Annotated in this window: 24 protein-coding genes and 2 pseudogenes; 14 read left to right on the top strand and 12 right to left on the bottom strand. The window is 71.1% G+C overall.

Annotated features, from left to right (window positions below; all coding sequences use genetic code 11):
* Positions 1 to 181: 181 nt before the first annotated feature.
* From ACIG3E_RS25975 to ACIG3E_RS25955, 5 genes are all read left to right on the top strand, one after another.
* Positions 182 to 1,003, top strand: coding sequence for a helix-turn-helix domain-containing protein (locus ACIG3E_RS25975; RefSeq protein ID WP_399620936.1), 822 nt, complete (start codon positions 182 to 184; stop codon positions 1,001 to 1,003).
* A 239-nt stretch (positions 1,004 to 1,242) separates the two neighbouring features.
* A complete protein-coding gene (locus ACIG3E_RS25970; protein WP_399620934.1) occupies positions 1,243 to 2,283 on the top strand; it encodes a PhlD in 1,041 nt (346 codons plus the stop codon).
* A gap of 132 nt (positions 2,284 to 2,415) precedes the next feature.
* On the top strand, positions 2,416 to 2,691 hold the full coding sequence (locus ACIG3E_RS25965; RefSeq protein WP_399620931.1) for a hypothetical protein: 276 nt from the start codon (positions 2,416 to 2,418) through the stop codon (positions 2,689 to 2,691).
* Complete coding sequence (locus ACIG3E_RS25960; RefSeq protein WP_399620929.1) at positions 2,691 to 3,317, top strand: trimeric intracellular cation channel family protein; 627 nt, start codon at positions 2,691 to 2,693, stop codon at positions 3,315 to 3,317. Before ACIG3E_RS25965 ends, ACIG3E_RS25960 begins: the two co-directional genes overlap by 1 nt.
* Before the next feature lie 56 nt (positions 3,318 to 3,373).
* The gene (locus ACIG3E_RS25955; RefSeq protein ID WP_399620926.1) at positions 3,374 to 4,177 is read left to right on the top strand and encodes a GNAT family N-acetyltransferase; all 804 of its coding nucleotides are present in this window, start codon (positions 3,374 to 3,376) and stop codon (positions 4,175 to 4,177) included.
* Here the strand turns inward: ACIG3E_RS25955 and ACIG3E_RS25950 are convergent.
* The 4 genes from ACIG3E_RS25950 to ACIG3E_RS25935 form a co-directional block, all read right to left on the bottom strand.
* Positions 4,161 to 4,715 carry an isochorismatase family protein gene (locus tag ACIG3E_RS25950; protein ID WP_399620923.1) on the bottom strand — a complete coding sequence of 185 codons (555 nt, stop codon included), beginning with the start codon at positions 4,713 to 4,715 and terminating at the stop codon, positions 4,161 to 4,163. The two genes, ACIG3E_RS25955 and ACIG3E_RS25950, sit on opposite strands and share 17 nt — an antisense overlap.
* 47 nt (positions 4,716 to 4,762) lie before the next feature.
* A complete protein-coding gene (locus tag ACIG3E_RS25945; RefSeq protein ID WP_399620920.1) occupies positions 4,763 to 5,212 on the bottom strand; it encodes a MarR family winged helix-turn-helix transcriptional regulator in 450 nt (149 codons plus the stop codon).
* Positions 5,213 to 5,283: 71 nt separating this feature from the next.
* Positions 5,284 to 6,417, bottom strand: a complete 1,134-nt coding sequence (locus tag ACIG3E_RS25940) for an isoaspartyl peptidase/L-asparaginase family protein (protein WP_399620918.1) — start codon at positions 6,415 to 6,417, stop codon at positions 5,284 to 5,286.
* A 118-nt stretch (positions 6,418 to 6,535) separates the two neighbouring features.
* Positions 6,536 to 7,762, bottom strand: a complete 1,227-nt coding sequence (locus ACIG3E_RS25935; RefSeq protein ID WP_138958280.1) for an acyl-CoA dehydrogenase family protein — start codon at positions 7,760 to 7,762, stop codon at positions 6,536 to 6,538.
* A gap of 162 nt (positions 7,763 to 7,924) precedes the next feature.
* On the opposite strand from ACIG3E_RS25935, the gene ACIG3E_RS25930 reads away from it, so the two are divergent.
* On the top strand, positions 7,925 to 8,578 hold the full coding sequence (locus tag ACIG3E_RS25930; protein WP_138958281.1) for a TetR family transcriptional regulator: 654 nt from the start codon (positions 7,925 to 7,927) through the stop codon (positions 8,576 to 8,578).
* A 58-nt stretch (positions 8,579 to 8,636) separates the two neighbouring features.
* Here the strand turns inward: ACIG3E_RS25930 and def are convergent, their stop codons facing one another.
* Positions 8,637 to 9,182: a peptide deformylase gene (def, locus tag ACIG3E_RS25925; RefSeq protein ID WP_399620915.1), complete on the bottom strand. Its 546-nt coding sequence runs from the start codon at positions 9,180 to 9,182 to the stop codon at positions 8,637 to 8,639.
* Between the two features lie 137 nt (positions 9,183 to 9,319).
* Here def and ACIG3E_RS25920 point away from each other — a divergent pair, with 137 nt between their 5' ends.
* The 5 genes from ACIG3E_RS25920 to ACIG3E_RS25900 all read left to right on the top strand — a co-directional run bounded on the left by ACIG3E_RS25920 (position 9,320) and on the right by ACIG3E_RS25900 (position 13,919).
* On the top strand, positions 9,320 to 10,567 hold the full coding sequence (locus ACIG3E_RS25920) for a MurT ligase domain-containing protein (protein ID WP_399620912.1): 1,248 nt from the start codon (positions 9,320 to 9,322) through the stop codon (positions 10,565 to 10,567).
* 33 nt (positions 10,568 to 10,600) lie between these two features.
* Positions 10,601 to 11,329 carry a type 1 glutamine amidotransferase gene (locus ACIG3E_RS25915; protein WP_138958284.1) on the top strand — a complete coding sequence of 243 codons (729 nt, stop codon included), beginning with the start codon at positions 10,601 to 10,603 and terminating at the stop codon, positions 11,327 to 11,329.
* A gap of 208 nt (positions 11,330 to 11,537) precedes the next feature.
* Positions 11,538 to 12,563, top strand: coding sequence for a 6-phosphofructokinase (locus ACIG3E_RS25910; protein WP_399620910.1), 1,026 nt, complete (start codon positions 11,538 to 11,540; stop codon positions 12,561 to 12,563).
* A 127-nt stretch (positions 12,564 to 12,690) separates the two neighbouring features.
* A complete protein-coding gene (locus ACIG3E_RS25905) occupies positions 12,691 to 13,662 on the top strand; it encodes a cytochrome c oxidase assembly protein (protein ID WP_399620907.1) in 972 nt (323 codons plus the stop codon).
* A 98-nt stretch (positions 13,663 to 13,760) separates the two neighbouring features.
* Positions 13,761 to 13,919 (top strand): hypothetical protein, encoded by a 159-nt coding sequence (locus ACIG3E_RS25900; protein WP_242715171.1) that lies wholly within the window; start codon positions 13,761 to 13,763, stop codon positions 13,917 to 13,919.
* An 81-nt stretch (positions 13,920 to 14,000) separates the two neighbouring features.
* On the opposite strand, the gene ACIG3E_RS25895 is transcribed toward ACIG3E_RS25900, so the two are convergent.
* On the bottom strand, positions 14,001 to 14,399 hold the full coding sequence (locus ACIG3E_RS25895) for a subtilase-type protease inhibitor (RefSeq protein WP_399620903.1): 399 nt from the start codon (positions 14,397 to 14,399) through the stop codon (positions 14,001 to 14,003).
* 331 nt (positions 14,400 to 14,730) lie between these two features.
* Between ACIG3E_RS25895 and ACIG3E_RS25890 the strand changes: the two genes are divergently transcribed.
* Positions 14,731 to 15,474 (top strand): lysophospholipid acyltransferase family protein, encoded by a 744-nt coding sequence (locus ACIG3E_RS25890; protein ID WP_399620901.1) that lies wholly within the window; start codon positions 14,731 to 14,733, stop codon positions 15,472 to 15,474.
* Positions 15,475 to 15,620: 146 nt separating this feature from the next.
* Here the strand turns inward: ACIG3E_RS25890 and ACIG3E_RS25885 are convergent, their stop codons facing one another.
* From ACIG3E_RS25885 to ACIG3E_RS25875, 3 genes and pseudogenes are all read right to left on the bottom strand, one after another.
* A complete protein-coding gene (locus tag ACIG3E_RS25885; RefSeq protein ID WP_399621432.1) occupies positions 15,621 to 17,225 on the bottom strand; it encodes an alpha/beta hydrolase in 1,605 nt (534 codons plus the stop codon).
* A gap of 221 nt (positions 17,226 to 17,446) precedes the next feature.
* A pseudogene (locus tag ACIG3E_RS25880) lies at positions 17,447 to 17,854 on the bottom strand (site-specific integrase); the annotation flags it as partial.
* A 75-nt stretch (positions 17,855 to 17,929) separates the two neighbouring features.
* Positions 17,930 to 18,805 (bottom strand): nuclease-related domain-containing protein, encoded by an 876-nt coding sequence (locus ACIG3E_RS25875; protein WP_399620898.1) that lies wholly within the window; start codon positions 18,803 to 18,805, stop codon positions 17,930 to 17,932.
* A 459-nt stretch (positions 18,806 to 19,264) separates the two neighbouring features.
* Between ACIG3E_RS25875 and ACIG3E_RS25870 the strand changes: the two genes are divergently transcribed.
* Positions 19,265 to 20,254 (top strand): CehA/McbA family metallohydrolase, encoded by a 990-nt coding sequence (locus tag ACIG3E_RS25870; protein WP_399620895.1) that lies wholly within the window; start codon positions 19,265 to 19,267, stop codon positions 20,252 to 20,254.
* A gap of 9 nt (positions 20,255 to 20,263) precedes the next feature.
* On the opposite strand, the pseudogene ACIG3E_RS25865 reads toward ACIG3E_RS25870, so the two are convergent.
* Positions 20,264 to 21,071, bottom strand: a pseudogene (locus ACIG3E_RS25865) (IS5 family transposase).
* 280 nt (positions 21,072 to 21,351) lie between these two features.
* Here ACIG3E_RS25865 and ACIG3E_RS25860 point away from each other — a divergent pair.
* Positions 21,352 to 21,780, top strand: coding sequence for a phage tail protein (locus tag ACIG3E_RS25860; protein WP_399620893.1), 429 nt, complete (start codon positions 21,352 to 21,354; stop codon positions 21,778 to 21,780).
* A 250-nt stretch (positions 21,781 to 22,030) separates the two neighbouring features.
* Here ACIG3E_RS25860 and ACIG3E_RS25855 read toward each other — a convergent pair whose 3' ends face one another.
* Both ACIG3E_RS25855 and ureG read right to left on the bottom strand, forming a co-directional pair.
* Positions 22,031 to 22,825, bottom strand: a complete 795-nt coding sequence (locus ACIG3E_RS25855) for an urease accessory protein UreD (RefSeq protein ID WP_399620890.1) — start codon at positions 22,823 to 22,825, stop codon at positions 22,031 to 22,033.
* Positions 22,822 to 23,508, bottom strand: coding sequence for an urease accessory protein UreG (gene ureG, locus ACIG3E_RS25850; RefSeq protein ID WP_399620887.1), 687 nt, complete (start codon positions 23,506 to 23,508; stop codon positions 22,822 to 22,824). The genes ACIG3E_RS25855 and ureG overlap by 4 nt, the downstream gene beginning before the upstream one ends.
* Positions 23,509 to 23,539 lie beyond the last annotated feature (31 nt).

Genomic DNA, 23,539 nt, shown 5'->3' with positions numbered 1-23,539 from the left:
ATGCCCCTGAGTTGTGCCCGCGAGCCCACCGACGATCAAACCTGCAGGTCGGTGGCCCCGCCCACTCCATGATGCCGCACGAGCTGATCGTTTTCTTCAGGCAATGTTTATGCCCAAAGACGATGCGAATATTTAGACTGCTGACGCTCAACTCGGCGTGTACGAAGAGGGATTACCCACCATGAACAAGACGGCGCTGCGCGCTCTGCTCCGTGAACGACGCGCCCTCATCGCCCCCGAATCGCACGGGTTCGTCCGCTCGACGGGGCAGGGCAGACGGGCACCGGGGCTCTCCCAGCATCAGGTGGACCAACTCCTGCATCGCACCCTTGGTACGTACCACCGCCTCGAGTCCGGCAACTACCCCAACCCACCGACGGCCCTCCTGCGCGACGTGGCCCGCCTGTTCGGGCTGAACGAGCAGGAATGGGTGTCTTTGTGCCGGTACGCCCTGCTCCAGGACCCGCCCGGGCCGCTGCACCTGTCGTCGGGCAAGGAGGTGCCGGGCGTCTGGCGCGAGGCCGTCAACGGCATCTCGCACATCGCGTACATCGCGGACGCGTCCTGGGACATGCTCGTGTACAACGACGCCTGCGCCGCCGTCTTCCCCGGCGGCGAGGTCCCGCCGAACATCATGCGCTGGATGGTCCTCAGCCCGGTGGCCCGCGAGATCCTCCTCGACTGGGACACCTCCTGGGCCCCCATGCTGCTGCCGCAGCTGCGCGGGGCGCTCGCCACCCGGCCCGAGGACGAGACCCTCCAGCAGATCGAGAAGGAGGTCCTCGCCGACCCCCTGGCCGCCCCGCTGTACGGCGCGGACAAGCCCTACCCCCACCCCGACGGCGACGAGCGGCCCCTGCTGCACGCCGAGAAGGGCGCGGGCTGGGTCACCATGTGCGCCGCCCAGCCGCTGACCGCCCCGGGCGCCCGGATGATGATCCTGGTGTTCCACCCCGGACGGGAGCGCGTCCACGCACGGGCGCCGATGCTGCGGGCCACCTGACGGCCCGCCGCGGTCGGCCACCGCCCGGCCCCCTCGCCGGGGCGGGCCCCGCCCCGGCGCCACCTGATCGCCGCACGCGGGCCCGCTCGGGGCCGACGGCCCCGAGCGGGCCCGTACGACGGTTCTTCCCAGGTCCGGGGCCCGCGCTGGAACCGCCACGCCAGGACGCACGTTCGACGAGGTGCAGTACGTTTCCTTATGCCCTCCACATCCGACCTGCACCTGGCGGGAGTTCCTTCGTGTCCGCATATGTCCTCAGACCCCAGACCGTCGTCGGTGACCACAAGGTCACCACCGCGGAGATCACCGACGACATACGCAGGCACCACCCCGACCACCCCCGTCTCACCGCGTTCCTGCGGGTCATCGGCAACTGCGGCGTCGAGAGCCGCTACTTCACCCGGCCCCTCGACTCCCCGACCGTCGCGGGCACGGCCGATGTGCACGAGCGGGCCACCACGGCCTTCGGCGACGCCCTCGCCATGGCCGAGCGCGCGGCATCGGCCGCGCTCGCGTCGGCCGGGCTCGCCGCCACCGACATCGACGCCGTGGTCACCACGCACACCACCGGCTGGTCCGTCCCCAACCTGGACATCCACCTGATCGACCGGCTCGGCCTGCGTCCCACCGTGCGCCGCGTCGCCCTGACCACGCTCGCCTGCCCCGGCGGCACCCAGTCCCTGATCCGGGCCGCGGACCTGGTCGCCGTCCGGCCGGGCAGCAAGGTCCTCGTGGTGGCCGCGGAGGTCATCTCCTCCGTCTACCACCACAACGACACCGGCATCGAGGCCATGATCTACAAGGCCCTGTTCGGTGACTCGGCGGGCGCCACCGTCGTGACGGACGAGCCCCTCGGCCCGGGCCTGGTCATCGAGGACACGTACGAGTACGTGCTGCCGGGCAGCATCGACCGCCAGCGCGGCCGGATCACGCCCGACGGATTCCACTTCGACTCCACCAGGAAGGCGCTCACGGCCGCGGACGACGTCCTTCCGCAGCTTCTGGAGTGGGTCGGTCCGCAGACGGCCGAATTCGCGGTCGTCCACCCGGGCAGTCCGCGCATCATCGCCGACACCGCGGCCGCCCTCGGACTCGACGCCGTCGACACGCGTCACTCCACGGACACGCTCGCCGAGGAGGGCAACCTGGGCGGGGTGAGCGTGCTGCGCGTCCTGGAGCGCACCCACAGCGCGCCGCCCGCCGACGGCGCCCGTGGCTACACCGTCGCCTACGGCCCCGGCTTCACCACCGCCGCGCTGCGCTGCCGCTGGCACGGGTGAGGGCGCCCCGGAGCAGCGGCGCGGGGGCCGCTGCTCAGCCCTGCGACCGTGCGGCTTTCGTCCTTTCGGCCACCGTGATCCGGCCACCTGACCGATGGCGCGGGCCCCGGGGCGTCCGGGACGGTGGGGAGCATGGACACGGTGTGGAATCGCGGGCGGCGGCTCATCGCGGTGGCCGTCGCCGGTGCGGTGGCGGCCGCCGTGGCCTTCGCCCTCGCCACGGCGGCGCCCGCCCGGCAGGGGCAGCAGCGAACGGCCGTCGCCGACGGCGGTGGGCGGCCCGCCGCCTCGGACCGGCGCCTGGACGCGACCGCCCTGGGCCTGACGGCCGCCGCGTCGACGGCGGGGCTCCTGGCCCTGCGCCGTGGAGGCATCCGGCGACCGGCCGCACGTACGGCGGCCCGCTGATGCTGCACACGCTGTACCTCGTCGGCATCGCCGCCTTCGCCGCGAGCGGCGTGCTCGCCGCGCACCGGGCGCGCATGGACCCCTTCGGCGGGCTCGTCCTCGCCTTCGTGGCCTCCATCTCCGGCGGCACGCTGCGCGACCTGATCCTGGACCGCCACCCGCTGTACTGGACCCACGACTGGGTCCTGCTCACCGTGATCGCGGTCACGGGTGTCACCACGATGCTGTATCTGCGCCACCGCGAGCTGCCGCAGCGCACGCTGATGGTGGTGGACGCGGTGGGCCTCGCCGTGGTGACCGTCATGGGCGCGCAGGCCGCCATCGACGCGCGCGTCACCCCGCTCGCCGTGATCATCCTGGCCGTCCTGACGGGGGTGACGGGCGAGGTCCTGCGCGACGTGCTGTGCGGGCAGTTCCCACCGCTGCTGCTGCGCGAGGAGGTGTACGCGACCGCCGCGCTCGCGGGCGCCGGCTGCTACCTCGGCCTGCACCACGCGGGCGCGTCCCCGACCACCACCACGGTGACGTCGGCCGCCCTCGTCCTCGCGCTGCGCCTCACAGCGATCACCAGGTCGCTGCACCTGCCGCCGCTGTCCCGGGCCCGGGCCCCGCGCGCGGACCGCTGACCGCCCGCCGGAGAAATTCGGTTGTCCGGCGCGAAGCCCCCTGCTGAAGTGGCCGGATGGACTCGACAGCAGCCCTCGCGGCGTACGACCAGCAGATCCGGCAGAGCCCCGACCCGGAGGGGCCCGGCGGCCTCGTGGAGCGGGCGGACGGTGTCATCCGCCATGTGGGCGCCGCCGCCCACGACTGGAACGGCGTGCTGTGGTCGGACCTCGACCCGGCCACGGCCGACGCCGCGATCGCCGCGCAGGTGCGCGTGTTCACCGGTCTGGGGCGCGAGTTCGAGTGGAAGCTGCACTCCCACGACCTGCCCGCCGACCTGCCCGAGCGGCTCCTCGCGGCCGGGTTCACGCCCGAGCCTCCCGAGACCCTGATGGTCACGGAGGTCGACGCGCTGCCCCTGGACGCCGCCGCGCCCGAGGGGATCGAGCTCGTCCCGGTGACGGACGAGGCGGGGGTGCGGCTGATGGTCGCCGCGCACGACCGGGCCTTCGGCTCGGACGGTGCCGCGCTCGGCCGCCAGGTGCTCGACCAGCTGACCGCCGCGCCCGACACGCTGGCCGTGGTCGTCGCCCTGGCCGGGGACGAGCCGGTGAGCTCGGCGCGCATCGAGTTCCGGCCGGGCACGGACTTCGCGGGCCTGTGGGGCGGCGGCACGGTGCCGGCATGGCGCGGCCGCGGCATCTACCGCGCGCTGATCGCCCACCGCGCCCGCCTCGCCGCCGCCCGCGGCGTGCGCTACCTCCAGGTCGACGCGTCCAGCGAGAGCCGCCCGATCCTGCGGCGGCTCGGCTTCGCGGAACTGGCCACGACCACGCCGTACGTGTACCGGCCCGGGGAGCCGCTCAGCCCAGGAGCTTGATGATCGCGTCGGCGGTGTCCGTCTCGCCGAGCCGCGGGAAGACCTTCTCGACGGCGGCCAGATGGGCCTGCTCGTCCATGTCGGTCACGGCGTCCACGGCCACCGTCACGTGGTAGCCGTGCTCGTGCGCGGCCCGCGCCGTCGACTCCACGCCGAACGCCGTCGCGATGCCGCCGACGACGATCTGGGTGACGCCCCTGCGGCGCAGCTGAAGGTCGAGGTCGGTGCCGTGGAAGGCGCCCCACTGGTGCTTGGTGACCACGATGTCGCTGTCCTGGCGGTCCAGTTCGGGCCGCAGCTCCGCCCAGTCGGCGGGGGTCGCGCCACCGCCGCCGAGCGTGACCTCGGTGCGCCCGGGCGCCCGGCCGGTCACGCGGACAAGGACGACGGGCAGCCCGTGCGCACGGAAGGCGGCGGCGAGCCGGGCCCCGCGCTCGACGATCCGGTCGGCCGGATGGAGCGTGGGCAGGGCGGTGATGCCCTTCTGCAGGTCGACGAGGACGAGGGCGGTCTTCGGGTCGAGGGTGGTGGCGGTCATCGCACTGCCTTTCTCGTACGGGGTGGGCGCACCCGGCGGCGCCGGGGTCACGGGTGGACCAGGCGCTCCAGGAGCACGACGGCGTCGGCCAGCTGTCGCTGCTCGCGCTCGTCGAGCCGGTCCGCGACGGCCGCCGCGAGCCAGTTCCGCTTGGCATCCCGCGCCTCGGCGAGGACCCGGCGGCCGCGCTCGGTCACGGAGACCATGGACCGGCGTCCGTCGTGCGGGTCCGGCGCCCGCTCGACCAGGCCTTCGGCCTCCAGCGCGCCGACGGTCAGGCGCATGGACTGGGGCCGCACGTGCTCGGCGCGGGCCAGCTCCGCCGTGGTGGCGGGGCCTTCCGCGAGCAGGGCGAGCGCGGACCGCTGCGAGGCCGTCAGGCCGGTCTCCGGCGTCTGCGTGCGCAGCCTGCGCACGACGTGCCGGACGGCGACGGTGAGGTCGGCGGCGATCTGCTCCGGCCCGGGTCCAGCCGTGCTTCCTGACGAGTCGGTCATGACGTCACCGTACGAAATAGGCAGGCAAACTTGCAAGTCTGCCTGCCTATTTCCGGGAGGTCCGCGGCGGCTCAGCTGTTCGGCGGCGTCTCGTCCGGGAAGATCTTCGTGACCACCTCGCCGTCCTCGGTCAGATAGCCGTGCAGCATGCCGGGGCTGCTGTGCGGCGCGTCGAACTGCCCGTCGGGCGCGAGGGCGATCACACCCCCGTCGCCGCCGAGGGCCGGAAGGCGCTTGACGATCACCTCGTACGCGGCCTTGGCCACGCCCACGCCCTTGAACTCCATGAGGTTCGAGATCGTCGAGGTGGCCGCGCCCCGGATGAACACCTCGCCCGCGCCGGTGGCGCTCGCCGCGACCGTGCCGTTCTTCGCGTACGTGCCCGCGCCGATCAGGGGCGAGTCGCCGACGCGGCCGGGGAGCTTGTTGGTCAGGCCGCCGGTGGAGGTCGCCGCCGCCAGGTCGCGGCGCTTGTCCACGGCGACCGCGCCGACCGTGCCCTTGGACTGCTCGTCGGCGAGGGCGGCCGGGGAGCGCGCGGCCTTCTTGTCGCCGTTGCCGCCCTTCTCGGCCTCCTTGGCGGCCATCAGGGCGTCCCAGCGCGCCTGTGTCCAGTAGTAGTCCTGAGTGACGGTCCGCAGCCCGTGCCGGGCGCCGAAGTCGTCGGCGCCCTCGCCCGCGAGCAGCACGTGCTTCGACTTGTCCAGCACGGCCCTGGCGCCCGCGATCGGGTTGCGCAGGTTCTTCACGCCCGCGACCGCACCGGCCTTCAGGTCCGAGCCGCGCATGAGGGACGCGTCCAGCTCGTGGCCCGCGTCGGCGGTGAAGACCGCGCCCTTGCCCGCGTTGAACAGCGGGTCGTCCTCCAGCTGCGTGACCGCCGCCTGGACGGCGTCCACGCTCGAACCGCCCTTGTCGAGCACCTTCCGCCCGGCTCTCAGAGCCTTCGTGAGCCCGTCCCGGTACGCCTTCTCGCGCTCCGGCGTGGTCGTGTCCCGGTCGAGGGCGGTACCGGCGCCGCCGTGCACGGCGAGCACCACGTTCCGCGCGTCGGGCCTGGCCTTGCCCGTGGGCCGGGCGTCGGCGGCGGCAGCGGCGCGGCCGTCCGGAGCGCGCTCCCCGCCCTGCGGGAGGGCGAGCGCGGCGGCGGTGACCGCGGCGGCGGCGAGGGCGGGAACCAGCCAGGTCAGGGGACGTAAGCGCATGGGCACTCCTCGGCAGGACGACGACGGGGCCACCGTAAGGGCATGCACATGACGCCAACCAGAGGGCGTACCGCAAGGGGAGGGCAGTGGTGGGGCCCCTCCCCGGGCGGCGGCCGTCTCAGCGGATCGGCAGCCCCGACAGCGTGCGCGCGATCACCAGGCGCTGGATCTCGCTGGTCCCCTCGAAGATCGTGTAGATCGCGGCGTCCCGGTGCATGCGCTCCACCGGGTACTCGCGCGTGTAGCCGTTGCCGCCGAGGATCTGGATCGCCTGCGCGGTGACCTTCTTGGCGGTCTCGCTGGCGAACAGCTTGGACATGGAGCCCTCGGCGCTCTCGAACTTCTTGCCCGTGACCGCCATCCAGGAGGCGCGCCACACCAGGAGCCGGGCCGCGTCGATCTGCGTGCGCATGTCCGCGAGCTGGAAGGCGACGCCCTGGTTGTCGATGATCGGGCGGCCGAACTGCTCGCGCGTCCTCGCGTACTCCAGCGCCTCCTCGTACGCGGCGCGTGCGGTGCCCACGGCCATCGCGCCGACGGCCGGGCGGGAGGCCTCGAAGGTGGCCATGGCCGCGTTCTTCACGCGCTCGCCGCCGCTCTTCGCGCGCTCCCGCGCGCGGGCGAGGCGCTCGTCCAGCTTCTCCTTGCCGCCGAGCAGACAGGAACCGGGGACGCGTACGCCCTCCAGGACGACCTCGGCGGTGTGCGAGGCGCGGATGCCGTGCTTCTTGAACTTCTGCCCCTGGGACAGGCCGGGCGTGCCCGGCGGCACGATGAAGGAGGCGTGCCCCTTGGAGCCGAGGTCGGGGTCGACCACGGCGACGACGACGTGGACGTTGGCGATGCCGCCGTTCGTCGCCCAGGTCTTGGTGCCGTTCAGGACCCACTCGTCCTTGACCTCGTCGTAGACCGCGCGGGTGCGCATCGAGGCCACGTCGGAGCCCGCGTCCGGCTCGGACGAGCAGAAGGCGGCGACCTTCACGTCACTGGCGTCGCCGTACATCTGCGGGATCCAGGTGCCGATCTGCTCCTCGGTGCCGTTGGCGAGGACGCCCACGGCGGCGAGGCCGGTGCCGACGATGGACAAGGCGATGCCCGCGTCGCCCCAGAACAGCTCCTCCATGGCCATCGGTATGCCGAGCCCGGTGGGGTCGAAGTACTGCTGCGCGTAGAAGTCCAGGGAGTAGATGCCGACCTTCGCGGCCTCCTGGATGACCGGCCAGGGCGTCTCCTCGCGCTCGTCCCACTCGGCGGCCGCGGGACGGATCACGTCCGCGGCGAACCCGTGGAGCCAGTCCCTGACTTCCTTCTGTTCGTCGTTGAGCTCCATGGTGAACTCGGCCATGACCCCTCCAGGCTGCGAACCCGTGCTACGTTACTTGCGGTAACTGGAGTCTGTTACCGGCCGGTAGCCTGTGTCAACTCCCGGCAGCCCGTTCGATGCGCGGGGGCTTCCGGGTGTTACGTTGCGCGTTGCGTCAGGAATCGCACGGGCGGAGAACACCACATGGAGACCACGCAGCGGACCGATCAACAGCGGTCCGCCGAGCAACGACGGCGCGAACTCCTTGAGGCGGCCGACCGCGTCGTGCTCCGCGACGGACCCGGGGCCTCGATGAACGCCATCGCCGCCGAGGCGGGCATCACCAAGCCCATCCTGTACCGGCACTTCGGCGACAAGGGCGGCCTCTACGCCGCGCTCGCCAAGCGCCACACGGACGCGCTGCTGGCCTCGCTGCGCGCGGCCCTGGACGCCCCGGCCGAGCGCAGGGAGCGCGTGGAGGCCACGCTCGACACCTACCTCGCGGCGATCGAGGCCCGGCCGCAGGTCTACCGCTTCCTCATGCATCCGTCGGAGGCCGTCTCGTCCGGCGAGGTGAGCGGCGAGGGCTTCGACGTGGGCCTGCACTCCGCTCCCCTGCTGCGGCGCCTCGGCGAGGAGCTCGCCGAGGTCATCGAGGAGCGCGTCGACCTCGGCCCGCAGAGCGCGGAGCTCGCGCGCGTGTGGGGCCACGGCATCGTCGGCATGATGCACGCCGCGGGCGACTGGTGGCTGGGCGAACGCCCCTGCCCCCGCGCCCAGTTGGTGCGCAGCCTGGCGGACCTGCTGTGGGGCCGCCTCGCCGCCGCGGGCAACCGCGTGGGCGGGCCCGGCTTCTGAGCGCGCGGGGGCCCGGGGCGCGTCACGCCCCGGGCCCGCCTCCGCTCGGCCGACGCGCTCAGGCCGTCGTCGCCCAGGGCGCCCGCGCCGCCCTGCGCAGGACCCGCCGCCTGCGCCAGCCCGTGACGTGGTCCGTGTACACGCCGCCCGCCAGGTGGTCGCTCTCGTGCTGCAGACAGCGCGCGAAGAATCCGGTGCCGTGCACCCGCACCGGCTCCCCCGTCACGCTCACGCCCTCGACGACCGCGTGGTCGAAGCGCGGCGTCGCCGCCTCCAGGCCCGGCAGCGACAGACAGCCCTCGGGGCCGCGCACGGTCACGCCGTCGAGCTCCACCACCCGCGGGTTCACCACGTGGCCGAGGTGACGCACGTCCTCGTCGTCCGGGCAGTCGTACACGAACACCTTCAGGCCCACGCCGACCTGGTTGGCGGCGAGGCCGACGCCCCGGGCCGCGTACATCGTGGCGAACATGTCCTCGACGAGCGCCGCCAGTCGGGGCCCGAAGTCCGTCACCTCCGCACAGGGGGTGTGGAGCACGGGGTCACCGAGCAGGGTCAGGGGTCGTACGCGCCCTGAGGCGCCCGGGATCGAGCCGTGTCGCATGGCCGCAAGAGTACGGTCCAGGGGACAGCAGTGGTGCCGGGTGGTGGTGCGATTCGGGCTTGTCAGTCGATCTCGATAGGCTGGGCCGACACGATGCCGGGCAGGCGCGGCGCCGTACGCAAGGAGGACCCAGAACGATGGCAGGACACCCTGGCAGCTCAGAGTCGCTGTCGGCACGCGCCAAGCTGGCCGTGACGGCGGGCAAGGCGGCCGCGGCGGTGTCGCGCGCGGCGGGCCGCGGCAGCGGTTCGGTGATCGGCGGCAAGGTCGCGCTCAGACTCGACCCGGAGCTCCTCGGCCGGCTCGCGACCCACCTGGATGTGGTCCTGGTCTCGGCCACGAACGGCAAGACGACCACGACGCGCCTGATCGCCGAGGCCCTGCGCGCCAGCGGCCCGGTCGTGTCCAACGCCCTCGGGGCGAACATGCCCGCGGGCATCACCTCCGCCCTCGCGGGCGGCTCGGACGCCAAGTTCGGCGTCATCGAGGTCGACGAGAAGTACCTCGCGGGCGTCGCCCGCGACGTCGACCCCAAGGCGATCGCCCTCCTGAACCTCTCGCGCGACCAGCTCGACCGCGCCGCCGAGACCCGCATGCTCGCCGAGAAGTGGCGCGAGGGCCTGGCGGGCACCAAGGCCGTCGTCATCGCCAACGCCGACGACCCGCTGGTCGTCTGGGCCGCCTCCTCCTCGCCGAACGTGGTGTGGGTGGCCGCGGGCCAGGCCTGGAAGGACGACGCCTGGTCGTGCCCGGCCTGCGGCGGCGTCATGCAGCGCCCCGGCGACGACTGGTACTGCGGCGAGTGCGGCTTCCGCCGCCCCACGCCCAGCTGGGCCCTGTCCGGCGACCACGTCCTGGACCCGCACGGCTCGGCCTGGCCGATCCACCTCCAGCTCCCGGGCCGGGCGAACAAGGCGAACGCCACCTCGTCCGCCGCCGTCGCCGCCGTCTTCGGCGTGCCGCCGCAGGTCGCCCTGGAGCGGATGTATCAGGTCCAGGCCGTCGCGGGCCGCTATGACGTGGTCCAGTTCCAGGGCCGTGACCTGCGGCTGCTTCTCGCGAAGAACCCGGCGGGCTGGCTCGAAACGTTTTCGCTGATCGACGGCCCCCCGGCCCCGGTGATCCTCTCGGTGAACGCGCGCGGGGCCGACGGCACCGACACCTCCTGGCTGTGGGACGTCGACTACACCCGGCTCGCCGGTCACCCGATCTTCGTGCTCGGCGACCGCAAGCTGGACCTCGCCGTCCGCTTGGAGGTCGCGAACCTGGACTTCCGCGTCTGCGAGAGCCTCGACGAGGCCGTGCAGCTGGCCCCGCCCGGCCGCATCGAGACCATCGCGAACTACACCGCCTTCCAGGACCTGCGCCGCCGCGTGGGCAACTGACCGCGCCCCGACCGTCACTGAGGACCAATGAGCATGAGCGACAACAGCCTCCGGCTGGTCTGGGTCTACCCGGACCTGCTGTCCACGTACGGGGACCAGGGCAACGCCCTGGTCGTGGAGCGCCGCGCCCACCAGCGCGGCCTCCAGGTCGAGCGCTACGACGTGCGCAGCGACCAGCCGGTGCCCACCTCCGGCGACATCTATCTGATCGGCGGCGGCGAGGACCGGCCGCAGCGGCTCGCGGCCGAGCGCCTGCGCCGCGACGGCGGCCTCCAGCGGGCCGTGGGCAACGGCGCGATCGTCTTCTCGGTCTGCGCCGGCTACCAGATCCTGGGCAACGAGTTCATCAACGACCTGGGCCAGCGCGAGCCCGGCCTCGGCCTGCTCGACGTGGTCTCCGTGCGCGGCGAGGGCGAGCGCTGCGTCGGTGACGTCCTCGGCGACATCGACCCGCAGCTCGGCCTGCCGGAGCTCACCGGCTTCGAGAACCACCAGGGCGTCACGCACATCGGCCCGAACGCCCGCCCGCTCGCCCGCGTCCGCCTCGGCAAGGGCAACGGCACGGGCGACGGCACGGAAGGCGCCTACAACGGCACCGTCTTCGGGACGTACATGCACGGGCCCGTCCTGGCCCGCAACCCGCTCCTCGCCGACCTGCTCCTGAAGCTGGCGCTCGATGTGAACGCGCTGCCGCCGACGGACGACCGCTGGTACGAGGCGCTGCGCGCTGAGCGGATCGCAGCCGCCCAGCAGCCTGCCTAGGCCGCGCCTTCGCGCGGGGTGCGGCTCTGTCGCGCTGCGCGCTCGTCCTCAAACGCCGGACGGGCTGGATGATTCCGCCCGTCCGGCGTCTGTGTGTCCAGTGGGTGGGCGATGCCTGCGGGGGCGGGCGGTGCGCCGGTAGGGTGGGCCGGGATTTCAGCCGGACGACGGGGTCCGGTCACCGCCCACCTTGCAAAGGTTTCGCACCATGCGTATCGGTGTCCTGACCTCCGGCGGCGACTGCCCCGGACTCAATGCCGTCATCCGCTCCGTCGTGCACCGTGCCGTCGTCGACCACGGCGACGAGGTCATCGGCTTCCACGACGGCTGGAGGGGCCTCCTGGAATGCGACTACCGCAAGCTCGACCTGGACGCGGTCGGCGGCATCCTGGCGCTCGGCGGCACGATCCTCGGCTCCTCCCGGGTGCAGCCCGCCCATCTGCGTGACGGCGTCGCGCGCGCCAAGGGACACGTCGCCGAGCTCGGCCTCGACGCGATCATCCCGATCGGCGGCGAGGGCACGCTGAAGGCCGCCCGGCTCCTGTCCGACGCGGGCCTGCCGATCGTCGGCGTACCGAAGACCATCGACAACGACATCGCGGTCACCGACGTGACGTTCGGCTTCGACACCGCCGTCGGCGTGGCCACCGAGGCCCTCGACCGCCTCAAGACCACCGCCGAGTCGCACCAGCGCGTCCTGATCGTCGAGGTCATGGGCCGTCACACCGGCTGGATCGCGCTGCACTCGGGGATGGCCGCGGGCGCGCACGCCGTCGTCGTGCCGGAGCGGCCCTTCGACGTCGAGGAGCTGGCGAAGAAGGTCGGCGAGCGCTTCGCGGCGGGCAAGAAGTTCGCCATCGTCGTGGCCGCCGAGGGCGCCAAGCCGCGCCCCGGCACCATGGAGTTCGACGAGGGCGGCAAGGACGTCTACGGCCACGAGCGGTTCGCGGGCATCGCCCGGCAGCTCTCCCTCGAACTGGAGCAGCGCCTCGGCAAGGAGGCCCGCCCGGTCATCCTCGGCCACGTCCAGCGCGGCGGCACGCCCACGGCGTACGACCGCGTGCTCGCCACCCGCTTCGGCTGGCACGCCGTGGAGGCCGTGCACCGCGGCGAGTTCGGACGGATGACCGCGCTGCGGGGCACCGACATCGTGACGGTGTCCCTCGCCGAGGCCGTCGAGACGCTCAAGACCGTGCCCGAGCAGCGGTACGAGGAAGCGGAGTGCGTGCTCTAGGCCACCGCCCCGCCCCCCGGCGCTCGCCGGGGTCCCGAATCCGCCCCCGGTCGCGAGCGCGCCCGGGGGCGGTTCTACTCTGGTGCGGACACACAGCGCACAATCTGCACGAAACAGGAGCCAGCGGATGGATCACGGCGGGCACGGCATGCACGGCATGGACCATGGGATGAACATGGACCTGCCGCCGTTCACGCTGGCGCGCGGCCTGGAGATCTCGGTCGAGCCCTTCTTCCTCATCAGCTGCCTGGTGGCGCTCGGCCTGTACGGGTGGGGCGTCGTCCGCCTCGTGCGGCGCGGCGACAAGTGGCCCGTCGGGCGCACGGTGTCGTTCGTCGTGGGCGTCCTTTCGATCCTGCTCGTGATGTGCACCAAGCTGAACGACTACGGCATGGTCCTGTTCAGCGTGCACATGGTGCAGCACATGATCATCAGCATGCTGTCGCCGATCCTGCTGCTGCTCGGCGCGCCGATCACGCTCGCGCTGCGGGCGCTGCCGGTCGCGGGCCGGGGCCGCAAGGGGCCGCGCGAGCTGCTGCTCATGCTCCTGCACAGCCGGTACGTACGGATCATCACGCACCCCGCGTTCACCATCCCGATGTTCATCGCGAGCCTGTACGCGCTGTACTTCACGCCCCTGTTCGACACCCTGATGGGCTCCAAGGCCGGGCACATCGGGATGATGGTGCACTTCCTCGCCGTCGGCCTGGTCTTCTTCTGGCCGATCATGGGCATCGACCCGGGACCGCACCGGCCCGGCCATCTGATGCGGATGCTGGAGCTGTTCGCGGGCATGCCGTTCCACGCGTTCTTCGGCATCGCCTTGATGATGGCGTCCGAGCCCATGATCGAGACGTACAAGAACCCCCCGGCCTCGCTCGGCGTCGAAGCGCTCGCCGACCAGAACGCGGCGGGCGGCATCGCCTGGGCGTTCAGCGAGATCCCGTCGGTGCTCGTCCTCATCGCCCTGCTCTTCCAGTGGTACCGCTCCGACCAGCGCGAAGGGCGGCGCAAGGACCGCGCGGCCGACCGCGACGGGGACAAGGAGCTGGAGGCGTACAACGCCTATCTGGCGTCACTGGCGTCGCGCGGGCGCTAGCGTCCGGGCCTCCTCACGGGTGAGGATGGCATCGAGGCCACGGTCTCGGTGCCCCGGATACCGGACGCCCGAGCCGTCTGTCGTGAGGAGGCAGGGCGATGCCGGGTGCTACGAAGACGATGGGCGCGTTCACCATCGGCGGTCTGGTCATGGTGACCGCCTACACGGTGGCCCTCGGCAGCAACGGCTGGCTGTGGTTCGGCTGGGTGGTGCTCGGCCTGATCACGGTGGCGATGGTCTTCTCCCGGCCCACGTGAGGCGGGGCGGGGCCGGGGGCCTTCACCGGGGCCCTGAACCCTTCGGGCACCTTCGGCGCTTCCGGCCCCCGGCCCTTCCGGTCAGAAGCGGAACACGTGGCCCGTCGACGCCTCCAGCTCGCACGCGTTGCCGTACGTCTTGTGCCAGGCGACCGGGCGCCCCCGGAACGTGCCGGTCGCGCCGACGGTCACTGGGTCGAACTCCTTGGTGCAGATCCGGTCCTCGTGCGGCAGCTCGTCGAAGTCGCCGCCCGCGCGGTCCAGCTCCGCACAGGCCTCCCGGGCGAACGGGTGGTGCCCGGACGGCTCGGGCGCACAGCGCAGCAGCACCCCGCGGATCCAGGTGTTCTGGTCGCCCGACAGCGTCAGGAAGAGACCGCGCCCGCCGGGCGGCGGCCCTTCGGCGGATGCGGCTGCCGACGGCACGGCGGACGCGGCGAGCGCGAGCAGCGCGGCCGAGGTGACGAGGAGCGAACGCATGGGACCTCCGAGGGGCGAGGGCGGACGCCGCGTCACAGGCAGGGACATCCGGCGTCACGGACGGTGGCGTCAGGGACGCCTCGGCACCGGCCCATCGCGTCGTACGGCGCCGGGCCGGACCCGCCGGACGACGGCGGGCCGGGCCCAGAGCACCCCCGCCGGGCGCCGCCCGGCCAGCGGCCACGCCCCGCACTCCCCCGGCCGGGCGCACGGCGGAACCCGAACGGACCAGTCCGCCGCACGATCGAGTCGACCCGAACGGGCTCTCGCCTAGGCGCCGCCGATTGACTACTGTGCGTCGGCACCACCCCTGGGGGAAGGCGGCGCCCGCATGTTCTACCTGGTCCTCAAGTACGCGCTGATCGGGCCTGTGCTGCGGCTGATGTTCCGGCCCAGGATCGAGGGGCTCGAACACATCCCGGAGTCCGGCGCGGCGATCGTCGCCGGGAACCACCTGTCGTTCTCCGACCACTTCCTGATGCCCGCGATCCTCAAGCGGCGCATCACGTTCCTGGCCAAGGCCGAGTACTTCACGGGCCCCGGCGTGAAGGGCCGCCTCACCGCCGCGTTCTTCCGCAGCGCCGGACAGATCCCGGTGGACCGCTCCGGCAAGGAGGCCGGGCAGGCCGCCATCCGCGAGGGGCTCGGCGTGCTGCGCAAGGGCGAGCTGCTCGGCATCTACCCCGAGGGCACCCGCTCGCACGACGGACGCCTGTACAAGGGCAAGGTCGGGGTGGCCGCGATGGCCCTCAAGGCGCAGGTGCCGGTGATCCCGTGCGCGATGATCGGCACCTTCGAGGCGCAGCCGCCCGGCCAGGTCGTGCCGCGCTTCCAGCGCGTGACGATCCGCTTCGGCGAGCCCCTCGAATTCTCGCGGTACGCGGGCATGGACGGCGAGAAGGCGATCCTGCGCGCGGTCACCGACGAGATCATGTACGCGATCCTCGGCCTGTCGGGCCAGGAGTACGTCGACAAGTACGCGGCCGTCGTGAAGGCGGAGGAGGCCGCCGGACAGACCGAGGAGAGCGGGCGGCCCGCGCCGCGCCGCAGGTTCCCGAGGCCACCGCTGAGCTGAGCGTGTACGAGGACGTGCGGGCCGCGGCTTCGACGCGCAGGCCTGACGGGAGCGTTCGGGAACGCCGTCGGGAGACCGTCCGGCAAGGCCAAGGAGGATCTCCCGACAGCAGAAATCACTACAGGACTACAGGTGTCGTACAGGTACTACGGCTTGGGCGTGGCATGCGGGGCGCAGGTCACGTCGCGGCTGTCGACCTTGCCGGTGAGCAGGTAGGCGTCCACCCGCTCGTTCAGGCACGGGTTCTCCAGGTTGGTGATGCCGTGCGAACCGGCGTCCTTCTCGGTGATCAGACGCGAGCCCTTGAGGCGCTTGTGCAGCTCCACACCGCCCTCGTAGGGGGTGGCGGCGTCGCGCGTGGACTGGGCGATCAGCGTGGCGGGCAGGCCCTTGCCGGTCTTGACCTCGATCGGCTGGTGCTGCTTGCTGGGCCAGGTGGCGCACGGCAGGTTCATCCAGGCGTTCGCCCAGGTCATGAACGGGTGGTCCTTGTGCAGGCGGGTGTTGTCCCGGTCCCACTTCTTCCAGCTGGTGGGCCACTTGGCGTCGGCGCACTCGACGGCGGTGTAGACCGCGTTGCTGTTCTCCGAGGCCTTGTTGCCCGCGATGTCGGACAGGTCGGGGCTGGCGGCCTTGATGAGCGGCTGCCGGTCACCGGCGACGAACTTGCTCCAGTTCGTGGCGATGGAGACCCACGTGGAGTCGTAGTACGGGGCGCTCTGGAAGTACGACGTCAGCTCGGCGGGGCCGACGACGCCGTCGAACGGCGCCTTCTTCGCGGCGGCGCGCAGGTCGGTCCACTGCGCGGCCACCTTCTTCTGCGTGTCACCGAGGTGGAAGACGGAGTCGTACTTGGCGACCCACGTCATCCAGTCCTTGAGACGCGTCTCGAAGGCGACGTCCTGGTCGAGGTTGGCCTGGTACCAGATCTTCTCGCGCGAGGGGTTCACGACGGAGTCGAAGACCATGCGGCGCGCGTGCGAGGGGAAGAGCGTCGCGTACACGGCGCCCAGGTACGTCCCGTAGGACACGCCCAGGTAGTTCAGCTTCTTCTCGCCGAGCGCGGCGCGGATGACGTCGAGGTCCCGCGCGGTGTTCGGGGTGGTCATGTGCGGCAGCATCCAGCCGCTGCGCTCCTTGCAGCCGTCCGCGTACTCGGCGGCGAGCTTGCGCTGGGCGCGCTTGTCGGCCGCGGAGTCGGGCACCGGGTCGAGCTTGGGCGCCTTGACGAACTCCTGCGGGTCGACGCACGAGATCGGCGTCGAGTGGCCGACGCCGCGCGGGTCGAAGCCGACGAAGTCGTAGGCCTTCGCGGTCTTCTCCCACAGCTTGCTCTTGTTCACGACGCGCAGCGGGAAGCGCATGCCGGAGCCGCCGGGGCCACCGGGGTTGTAGACGAGCGCGCCCTGGCGCTCCTCCTTGCTCCCCGTGTTGCCTATGCGGTCGACGGCCAGCTTGATCTGCTTGCCGTAGGGCTTGGCGTAGTCGAGCGGAACGCTGACCCAGCCGCACTGCACGGGCTTCGGGAAGCCCCAGTCCTCCGGACAGTCCTTCCAGTCGACGCCCTTCTTCGCCGCCCGCGCCGCGGCGACGGCGGCGCCCCGGGCCTCACGGTCCTTGGCGTAAGCGGCCTTGCCGCCGGCGGCATCGGCACTGGCGGCAGGCGCACCGAGCGCCCCCGCGATCAGCGTCGCCGCAACAAGAGCACCCGCGGACCCGAGCGTCATCGCTCGTCTGCTCCGCGCGGTCATCGGGGTACGTGTCAAGTGGGGCCTCCCGCACATCGATTCGGTCATTCCCTCGGTACGGGGATACTTCCGTCTGCGGGGGCGGTCAGGACAGGTGTGGTTGTTGTTCTTTACCAATCCGATAAACGGACCGGTGAGTACCGGTGAGCGGCCATGGCAGGTCAGAGGCCCGATCCCCGTGCGGGAGCGGGCCTCTGACGTGCGGTGTGTGACTGTCTGAGTGACTATGACCCGGGCTCGGGGCCGAAGATGCCGTCCGTCGCGGTTGCGCCAATCTGGATCACCGGACGGATCTGCCTGCGGTAGACGGTCTCCGTCGTGGTCTGGCTGGAGTGGCCGACGAGCCGCGGGATCTCTTCGAGCGGCATCCCAGCGTCGGAGAGCAGCGAGACGGAGGATGTCCGGGTCTCCCACGTCGTCCACTCGTGGGGCTTGAGCTCCGTCCCTGCGACCTTGACTCGCCCGAGCACGCGTCGGAACTCGCGTCGCACGGCGGTCGCGTCCACCTACGTGCCGACACCCGTGGTGAAGACGCTAACGCTCACGCTGGACTTGCGCGTCTTCGTGTCCCCCGTGCGCCGGACCGAACGCCATACCGCGATGTGCGGAGGGACCGCGGGCTCTGCCTCCGGGGACGGCCGGGTTGCCCCTCGGCACGTCGCACAGTGCAATCACGTTGCGCTTCACCTGAAGCGCGGGCGCTCCCATCAGGTCGTCAACCAGACACATCGATGACGCGCCACGGCGTACACGGTATCGATCTGTTCAGGGCTCAGAACTCCGGAAAGCGGGCCAAGAGCGGATACCTCCCGCTCGCGGTACACGCGCACGGCAAGCTGAGTAGGGGCCTTTTCAAGGCGTGTCACACCGACGAACACGAGCACTGGCTCCACTCGCACCGGAAATCCGACGTGGCGTTCCAGTACTGTCTGAACCCTGTCGGCCTCTGCCTTGCTCTTACGGCCATAGGGCTGCGGTTTCCCATGATTGACCCGCGCCATCTCGTCACCGACCCAAACGGCCTTGCCGAGGTGGCGTTTCGTGTTGATGCAGAAGACCCCGCCGGGGCCGATCAAGAGATGGTCGATGTCCACCTTGCGGGGCAGCTCTATCGAGTGCAGGACGCGCCAACCATGGTGGGAGAGTCTCTGCAACTCAGCCCCTACCCGGAGTTCCCCGGTCAAACCCTTGCGGTAGGAATCCAGTTCGGACGGCCTCCGCAACAACCAGTTGATTAATCGCTGGGACAGCGTAGGCCCCTCTGCTTCAAGTTTCTCACGCAAGGATTCACCGGGACGATTCAACGCTAGGTCATGCGCTGGCGTCAGCGGAGGCAACTTCGGTACGGGGGGCGCCTCCTGCCGATGGAGGGGAGGATTCGGGGATGCGGCAGTCGCAGGCTTGGCGCTGCGAGTAAGACGGGCCCGTAAAAGCCGCAGGGCCTCGCGCCGATAAGGTTCCTGAAGGATCGTGACCTTGCCGGTACGACGGTCGGCCCACGCGACAGCTGTGCCGTCCGACAGGTTCACATACAGCCGATCTTGCCCGTAGCGCTTCCACGCGACGACCTTCAGCTCCCCCATGCTCGCCCCCTGTCAAGACTCCGTCCCCAGAGCCATGGCAACAGGAGGCCGCCATCATCACAAGGAGGCGGACCGGTCAGGCCGAACCGCGACGCGGTAGCCGATCGGCCAGTCCCCGAGCTGTTACCGGTTTCTCTACTTCATCAAGGCTCGCTGCGCTCGCTGGCCGGGGCGGCGCAGCCGCGCTGCGTGGCCTTCGCCTACCCCGGCCGCCACCAGGCCCGAGAGGGAAAGAACCCCCAGCGCCCACGCCCTCGCGCGGCAGCTCCCGGCCGGATGGCGGGCGCACGCCTGGATGGGGAGGAAGACCCGTCGTGGCTGGGGCGGTCGGCTCCATGGATTTACTGATCGTTTCAGAATGAGATCTTGGTCTGACGGCTCGACGAGATGGCGCTGTGAGCGATGGAACGGGTTGCCCTGGCGGTGCGTTGGGTCGACAGGACTCTTGGGAGGAGAACCTTGTCGAGTTTGAGCTTCCCGTCGGCGCGGGCAGTCGGACGCGGAGCGGCCTGGTATCGCGGGGACTGCCATGTCCACTCCGTCCACTCGGACGGGGAACTCACCCCCGAAGAGTTGGCCGTCCGGGCGCGCGCGGCCAGGCTCGACTTCATCGCGACGACGGAGCACAACTCAGCCGCGGCCCCGGGTGTCTGGGGGCACCTGGCCGCCGATGACTTCTTGATCCTTCTCGGCGAAGAGGTGACCACGAAAGACGGACACTGGCTCGCGCTCGGCATCCATCCCGGCGAGGTCGTCAACTGGAACCACCAGGTCAGGGACGGATTGGTTGATAAGTGCCTGGACCAGGTCCATCGAGTAGGGGGCCTGTGCGTGGCCGCGCACCCGCATGCGCCCTACCCATCGGGCGACTTCATGTTCCCCTTCCGGGGCTTCGACGTGGTGGAGGTGTGGAACGGACTGTGGACTTCGGACCGGCCCTGGAATGCTGACAACGAGGCGGCTCTGGCGGAGTGGGGGTGGAGTCTGGCAGCGGACATTCGCACTGGCTCGTGGCGGCCAGCGATGGGCAACAGCGACACCCACCTGGAAGGGCAGATCGGCATCCCTCACACCGTGGTCTTCGCCGAGGAGCTGAGTACCGAGGCGGTCTTGGCCGGAATCCGTGCCGGCCGCAGCTGGATCGCCGAGTCGGCGGACGTGGACGTGTCGTTCACCGCCAATGCCGATGGTCGCGTTGTCGGGGTGGGAGAACGGCTCGTAACTCACAGTGGGCAGGTGGAAGTGCAGGCAGCAGTACGAGGTGTGCCAATGGGGACCGTCAGCTTCCACACCGATCGAGGGAAGGTCCACCGAGCATCTCTCCCCGCTGACGGGGCGGGCGTGGCGCAGTGGGACACGACAGCGGAGCACTCGGGGTTCGTTCGCATCGAGGTCCGCCATCCCAACGGGCACGTCGCCGCACTCACCAATCCGATCATCCTCAACTGACCGCTCGCTTCATCGTGAGGTGCGCAGGCGGCGGAGGCAGATGAGGCTGCAGGCCAGTTCGACCAGGCCCTGATGGAGGTCGGCGCGTCTTTCGTAGCGAATCCGGAGCCGCTTGGACTGGTGCAGCCAGGCAAAGGCCCGCTTCACCACCCAACGCACCTTGCCAAGCCCTGAACCGTGGGCCACACCGCGTCGGGCGATCATCGGCGTGATGCCGCGCTTCCACAGCAGGCGGCGGTACTTGTCGAAGTCGTAGCCCCGGTCGGCATACAGGCGCCGCGGCCCGCTGCGAGGCCGTCCTCGCAGCCCCCGGATCGGCGGGACCACGTCGAGTAGTGGCAGCGACGGGGTGACATCGTGGCGGTTGCCGCCGGTGAGCCTGACGGCGAGCGGGGTTCCATGCCGGTCGACTATCAGATGGTGCTTGGAACCGGGACGGGCGCGGTCGACCGGTGAGGGGCCGACCTGATCCCCCCTTTCAGGGCCCGGACATGCGAGCCGTCAACAGCGCAGTGCTCAAGATCCAACAGGTCGGCGCGGCGCAGCTCGGTCAGCAGGATTGCGTGCAGGCGCGGCCAGACGCCGGCCTCGGTCCAGTCCCGTAGGCGGCGCCACGCCGTTGCCCCGGAGCACCCGACCGTTTCGGCCGGGGCATCGCGCCAGGCGACGCCGGTCCGCAGTACGTACATCACCCCGGCGAGGCCCGCCCGGTCGGGAACCCGCAGTCGCCCAGGGTGGCGGCAACGCAGCTAAGAGCGGGTGGCAGGAGCGGAGCCACGCGCTCCCACAGGTCATCCAGAACAAGATCAGCACGCACCCGGACACCTTGCCGATCAAGGTCGCTAACCGCAAGACTCGCGGTTCAACTCATTCTGAAACGATCAGTTAGACAGCCACTTTGGGGCGAGCGAGCCTCTAAGGGCATGGCTCAGATTCGGGCTGTTGCGGGCAGGCGAGGTGCTGCCCGAATCGCGGCCAGCATAAGGGGCCATGATCACTCGGCCCAAAGCAGGCCCCGCCTAAACCGCTCCACCGACCTACGTCGTGTGAGAAGCTGCACACGGACCAAGGCGCATACGAATCAAGGAAGTGAATCCATGAACGATCCAGTATCCACAATAAAAAAGTTTCACACACGGATCGGCGAATTTGAGCTGGGCAAATTCGATACCCTTCAAGGTTTGGGCTGCCGCGTGGAGCTTGAAGAGCTAAACGATGACGGATTAACCCCCCTCACCCTTCTGCCTAGCAGAGTCAGACTCACTCGCGCACCGTCACGACAAACTTTGAAGGTATGGCAGTGGTTCTCGCATATCAAGGCAAACCGATCCCGACTCGACGCAACGATCACTGCAGTTAGCGAAGACGGTTCAGCAGTAGTCCGGTGGAGCTTGAGGGGTGTTGCGCCACTCCACTGGTCCGGATTGGGAATGAGCCCTAGCGAAAATCCAGCACTCGACACAGAAGAGCTGGAATTAATCTTCCAAGAAATTGCAGATATGGAGCTGGTAAACCAGGACGTATGACCCTCCCACCTCTGAGAAGCGGCGCGTTGGGCACCGGCGCAGGCACCAGCCCGTGAACATTGATGAACCGCCGAGGTAGGGCAACGGCGGACTGGCGCGGACGGCTTCGGGCGATCGCAGCAGGTAGTTCCCCATCCGATAGACGGACCGGCCAGTGCGGTGAACGGTTCATGCACGCCAGCGGGCGGATGCCGGGGCTCCGCGTGGTCCGGGGAGCCGGACAGGGGGCCGCTTCGGGGGCCTGGGTGGGCTAGGCCCAGCGCGTCAAGGCCTTGTCGAGGAGGCGGCGTAGGTGGAGGGCGTCGGGGGCCAGGGCTGTGATCAGGGCTCCTGGGCCTGCGAGGGGGGTCAGGGTGGCGGTTTCGGACAGGATGGCGGGCTTTAGCGGGTTGGTGAGGAAATCCGGGCTGATGATGAGGAGCTGGCCCACCGCCCGGTGGCCTCCCAGGACCGCTGGGCCGTTCCAGCCCGGTGGGGCGGAGGGGCCGCAGGTCAGTTGTTGGTCGAGGAGGGGGCGGCCGGCGTGGTGGACGGTGAGGCGGGTTCGGAGGAGGCCGGGGGGTTCCGCGGTGCGGCCCAGGGCCTGTTCCTCGCGGAGGACCAGGCGGCCGCCCTCGGCGATGTCCACCCGGGTGGTGACCCGCAGGTCGCTGTCCTGCACGGAGATCAGCTGCTCGGGGAGCCAGCGCAGCTCCGCGCCCTCGGCGACGGTGAGGCGCACGTCGTAGCGCGCCTCGTGCCGGTCCTGGCCCGGCAGGGCCATCGTGGCCGCCGCGGAGCCGATGTGCAGGCGCGCGCCCCGCTCCGCCGTCGCCTCGACGGTGAGGTGGTCGCCGCCCAGCGGGCCGCTCATCGCGCCGACCAGCAGGACCCGGGCGGCCGCGCCCGCCGGGCCCGCGGCGCGGACGCGGCGCAGCGCCAGCGGGCCCTCGCCCTCCAGGACGGGCAGGGCGGTGCCGCCGCGGCCGTCGGGCCGGGCGGTGACGCGGGCGGTGGCCCTGACGCCCGCGGCGCCCAGGGCCCGCGCCACCGGTGGGCTCGTCACGCGTCGGCCGCGGCCCAGGCCGCGTACTGCGCGCGCACCCAGTCGGCCACCGCCGTGACGCCCTCGGCCGAGCGCAGCGACTGGAAGACCACCGGCAGTTCGGCGCGCTGCGCCTCGGCGTCCGCGGCCATGCGGGCCAGGTCCGAGCCGACGTACGGGGCGAGGTCGGTCTTGTTCACCACGAGCAGGTCGGCCGTGGTCACGCCGGGGCCGCCCTTGCGCGGGATGTCGTCCCCTCCGGCCACGTCGATCACGAAGATCTGGGCGTCCACGAGGCCGCGCGAGAACGTCGCGGTCAGGTTGTCGCCGCCGGACTCCACGAGGATCAGGTCCAGCGGGCCCACCTCGTCCTCCAGGTCCTCCACCGCCTCCAGGTTCGCGGAGATGTCGTCCCTGATCGCGGTGTGCGGGCAGGCGCCCGTCTCCACGGCGGTGATCCGCTCCGGCGGCAGCACGGCTTCCTTGAGCAGGAACTCGGCGTCTTCGCGGGTGTAGATGTCGTTCGTCAGGACGGCGAGGGACAGCTCCTCGCGCAGCGTCCGGCACAGGGCCGCCACAGTGGCCGTCTTGCCCGAGCCGACCGGGCCGCCCAGGCCTATGCGCAGGGCCCGGCGCCGGCCGTCGGGACGGTGCGCGTCCGCGCTCACGGCCGAGGCCTCGTCGTGGGTGTGGTCCAAGTGCATGGTTCTCCTCGGCGTCCTTGGTGCTCAGTGC

The sequence above is a fragment of the Streptomyces sp. NPDC053474 genome (genome assembly GCF_044544845.1).
In the GTDB taxonomy this organism is placed as follows: domain Bacteria; phylum Actinomycetota; class Actinomycetes; order Streptomycetales; family Streptomycetaceae; genus Streptomyces.
This window is presented reverse-complemented; position numbering and strand designations above follow the sequence as displayed.

What these genes read in the sequence shown, in the direction of transcription:
- ACIG3E_RS25910 (WP_399620910.1), top strand. Translation starts at nt 11,538, where the DNA reads ATGCGTATCGGTGTCCTGACCTCCGGCGGCGACTGCCCCGGACTCAAT.
- ACIG3E_RS25930 (WP_138958281.1), top strand. Translation starts at nt 7,925, where the DNA reads ATGGAGACCACGCAGCGGACCGATCAACAGCGGTCCGCCGAGCAACGA.
- ACIG3E_RS25935 (WP_138958280.1), bottom strand. Translation starts at nt 7,762, where the DNA reads ATGGCCGAGTTCACCATGGAGCTCAACGACGAACAGAAGGAAGTCAGG.
- ACIG3E_RS25960 (WP_399620929.1), top strand. Translation starts at nt 2,691, where the DNA reads ATGCTGCACACGCTGTACCTCGTCGGCATCGCCGCCTTCGCCGCGAGC.
- ACIG3E_RS25975 (WP_399620936.1), top strand. Translation starts at nt 182, where the DNA reads ATGAACAAGACGGCGCTGCGCGCTCTGCTCCGTGAACGACGCGCCCTC.
- ACIG3E_RS25885 (WP_399621432.1), bottom strand. Translation starts at nt 17,225, where the DNA reads ATGACCGCGCGGAGCAGACGAGCGATGACGCTCGGGTCCGCGGGTGCT.
- ACIG3E_RS25940 (WP_399620918.1), bottom strand. Translation starts at nt 6,417, where the DNA reads ATGCGCTTACGTCCCCTGACCTGGCTGGTTCCCGCCCTCGCCGCCGCC.
- ACIG3E_RS25965 (WP_399620931.1), top strand. Translation starts at nt 2,416, where the DNA reads ATGGACACGGTGTGGAATCGCGGGCGGCGGCTCATCGCGGTGGCCGTC.
- ACIG3E_RS25950 (WP_399620923.1), bottom strand. Translation starts at nt 4,715, where the DNA reads ATGACCGCCACCACCCTCGACCCGAAGACCGCCCTCGTCCTCGTCGAC.
- ACIG3E_RS25915 (WP_138958284.1), top strand. Translation starts at nt 10,601, where the DNA reads ATGAGCGACAACAGCCTCCGGCTGGTCTGGGTCTACCCGGACCTGCTG.
- ACIG3E_RS25860 (WP_399620893.1), top strand. Translation starts at nt 21,352, where the DNA reads ATGAACGATCCAGTATCCACAATAAAAAAGTTTCACACACGGATCGGC.
- ACIG3E_RS25895 (WP_399620903.1), bottom strand. Translation starts at nt 14,399, where the DNA reads ATGCGTTCGCTCCTCGTCACCTCGGCCGCGCTGCTCGCGCTCGCCGCG.
- ACIG3E_RS25875 (WP_399620898.1), bottom strand. Translation starts at nt 18,805, where the DNA reads ATGGGGGAGCTGAAGGTCGTCGCGTGGAAGCGCTACGGGCAAGATCGG.
- ureG (WP_399620887.1), bottom strand. Translation starts at nt 23,508, where the DNA reads ATGCACTTGGACCACACCCACGACGAGGCCTCGGCCGTGAGCGCGGAC.
- ACIG3E_RS25955 (WP_399620926.1), top strand. Translation starts at nt 3,374, where the DNA reads ATGGACTCGACAGCAGCCCTCGCGGCGTACGACCAGCAGATCCGGCAG.
- ACIG3E_RS25900 (WP_242715171.1), top strand. Translation starts at nt 13,761, where the DNA reads ATGCCGGGTGCTACGAAGACGATGGGCGCGTTCACCATCGGCGGTCTG.
- ACIG3E_RS25945 (WP_399620920.1), bottom strand. Translation starts at nt 5,212, where the DNA reads ATGACCGACTCGTCAGGAAGCACGGCTGGACCCGGGCCGGAGCAGATC.
- ACIG3E_RS25905 (WP_399620907.1), top strand. Translation starts at nt 12,691, where the DNA reads ATGGATCACGGCGGGCACGGCATGCACGGCATGGACCATGGGATGAAC.
- def (WP_399620915.1), bottom strand. Translation starts at nt 9,182, where the DNA reads ATGCGACACGGCTCGATCCCGGGCGCCTCAGGGCGCGTACGACCCCTG.
- ACIG3E_RS25920 (WP_399620912.1), top strand. Translation starts at nt 9,320, where the DNA reads ATGGCAGGACACCCTGGCAGCTCAGAGTCGCTGTCGGCACGCGCCAAG.
- ACIG3E_RS25890 (WP_399620901.1), top strand. Translation starts at nt 14,731, where the DNA reads ATGTTCTACCTGGTCCTCAAGTACGCGCTGATCGGGCCTGTGCTGCGG.